Below are 2395 nucleotides of genomic sequence, written 5' to 3'. Positions count from 1 at the left end.
GAACTCCAGCCGGTTCAGAGACCGGATCGCGGCCAGTACGTGGGTGGAGTCGGTGCGGGCCCGGCCCGGCGCCTTGAGCATCCCGGCCTGCCGGGCGGCCTCCAGGACCTGATCGAAGATCTGCTGCCCGGCATCCGCCTCGACCAGCCGGGCACGGAACTCGCTGAGCACTGAGTAGTCGAAACCCAGGTCGGTCAGCTCCAGGCCGTGAAGTCGGCCCGGAGCGCGGTCCCGACCTTCCGGCCGGGCCGTTTCTCCGGACCGCTTCCCGCACCCGCCGTGCGCCTCTCAGCGCAACGGGCGCTCCACAAATCCCTTGGTTCCCGTGGGTGTTCGTCTCATCCCGCGATCGGCCATGGTGAGGGGATGACTGATCCGCGGTAGCGGTAGCGCGTTGTACGCACCTTCGCCGGGCTGAACAGTTCTCGCTCCTCGCTGGCCGGCCACCAGCCTCCGCCGCAGAAACGGCGGCGCAGGTCCTTCCAGTTCATCCGGGGGTGTTTGCGCCGTAGCCACCAGATCACCCGGCCCCAGACATACGAGCTCAGGTACTGGAAGGTGGCGCTGGACACTCCCGGCCGGAAGTAGGCGCACCAGCCCCGCAGCATCCGGTTGAGCTGGATGAGCAGGGTGTCGAACGGCAGGTCGGTGCCTGTTCTGCGGCACTGCGTCTTGACCTTGGCCATCACGGCCGCGAGGGCCTTGCGGGACGGGTAGGTGTAGACGTAGTGCTCGTTGGTGCCTCGCTTGCGGTGGCGCTGGATGTGCCAGCCGAGGAAGTCGAGACCCTCGTCGATGTGGGTGATCAGGGTTTTCTCCGGTGACAGGCGCAGGCCCATCGTGGAAAGGACCCCGGCTGCCTCTTCCTTGAGCGCCTCCGCGTCGGCCCTGGTGCCCGACACGACCAGGCACCAGTCGTCGGCGTAGCGAACCAGCCGGTAGTTCGGCAGTCCGCAACGACGGCGCTTGCGCCGGTCGTTGAAGGTGCTCGCCGGTCCTCCCAGCCCTTGGGCGATGTGCTTGTCCAAGACGGAGAGGGCCACGTTGCTGAGCAACGGGGAGAGGATCGATCCTTGCGGGGTTCCGGCGCTGGTCTCCCGAAGTGCCCGGTCCTCGCCGAGGATCCCGGATTTCAAGAACGCCTTCACCAGGGTCAGGACGCGTTTGTCCCCGACACGAGCGCGCACCCGGTCCATCAGGGCCGTGTGTGAGATCTCGTCGAAGCAGGCTTTGATGTCGCCCTCCACGATCCATTCGTAGGAGTGGGAGGTGAGATGGCGGACCTCGGCCACCGCGTCGTGGGCCCGGTGGTTCGGGCGGAACCCGTAGGAGCACGGGAGGAAGTCCGCCTCGAAGATCGGCTCCAGCACCAGTTTCAGGGACGCCTGCACCACCCGGTCGGTCACGGTCGCGATCCCCAGCCGACGGAACTTGCCGCCCGTCTTGGGGATCATCCGTTCCCGGACCGGGAGTGGGCAGAAACTGCGGTCCTTGATTGAGGCCCGCAGCCCGCCGAGGAAGACCTCAACGCCCCGCACGGTCTCCACGTAGTAGGCGGTCTCGCCGTCCACTCCGGCCGTGCGGGCTCCCTTGTTGCCCCGCACCCGGACCCACGCGACCAACAGGAACGCGGGATCGGCAACGAGGTTGAACAGGTCATCGAACCTGCGATGAGGATCCTCGCGGGCCCAACGGTGCAGCTTCGTCTGGATCTCCAGTACCCGGCATTCCGCCCTCATCAGGGCGTACTCCAGCTCGTCGGTGTTCACCAACGACCCTCCTGGTCTTCCAGTCATTCCACTGCCGACTTGCTGTCCCCCTTCTCCATGTACGCGCCTTTCGCGCGCTCGGACTACTACGAGGACTCCGTCACGATCCGGTGCCGTCAGCCGACGACGGGCCTGCCCTCCGCCCGGCTGGCAGCCGGGCCTTGGGCGGCATCGGACCGCTTCCCACGTTCACCGCTATCCGGTTGTCGAGTGAGCCGCCCAGCTGTACCCCGGCAGCATCGCCATGCCTACGCCGCAGACCTTCACCATGGCCTCCGCACCGGCACACTTCACCGGCCACGGAGTCGCAACCACCTGCCTTATGCGGTCGCGCGCACTGCACCCGGCCCAGATCCGCCAGATTCGAGCCGGTGGAAGTGTTACGGGGCTTCAGACGCTGGTTCCTCTCGTACGGCTTCTCAACTCGCTTGCCGGGCCCGCACCGTCTGGCAGTACCGATACGTCCCGTCGTTGTCAGGGCTGCTTACCGCCCTCCCGCGCGTCTCCGCGATCAGGCTGCCCTCAGCTTCACCGGCCTGCTGCGACAGGCCAGCGGCGGGGTCCTTCCACCCCCGCCCGGAATAGCGGCGCCTCGTGGCGCACCAGGGCGTACTTCCAGTCGATCC

The 2395-nt window shown here is 67.2% G+C and carries 1 protein-coding gene and 1 pseudogene; both read right to left on the bottom strand.

Features of this window, described 5'->3' with window-relative positions; genetic code table 11:
- Positions 1 to 207: pseudogene (locus NGB36_RS32950) on the bottom strand (transposase); the annotation flags it as partial.
- Between the two features lie 131 nt (positions 208 to 338).
- Positions 339 to 1769, bottom strand: a complete 1431-nt coding sequence (gene ltrA, locus NGB36_RS32945) for a group II intron reverse transcriptase/maturase (RefSeq protein ID WP_255924334.1) — start codon at positions 1767 to 1769, stop codon at positions 339 to 341.
- Between the last annotated feature and the right edge of the window lie 626 nt (positions 1770 to 2395).

The organism is Streptomyces humicola (genome assembly GCF_024436035.1).
GTDB lineage: Bacteria > Actinomycetota > Actinomycetes > Streptomycetales > Streptomycetaceae > Streptantibioticus_B > Streptantibioticus_B humicola.
The sequence above is the reverse complement of the archived record's forward strand: the minus strand, read 5'-3'. Positions and strand labels throughout refer to the sequence as shown.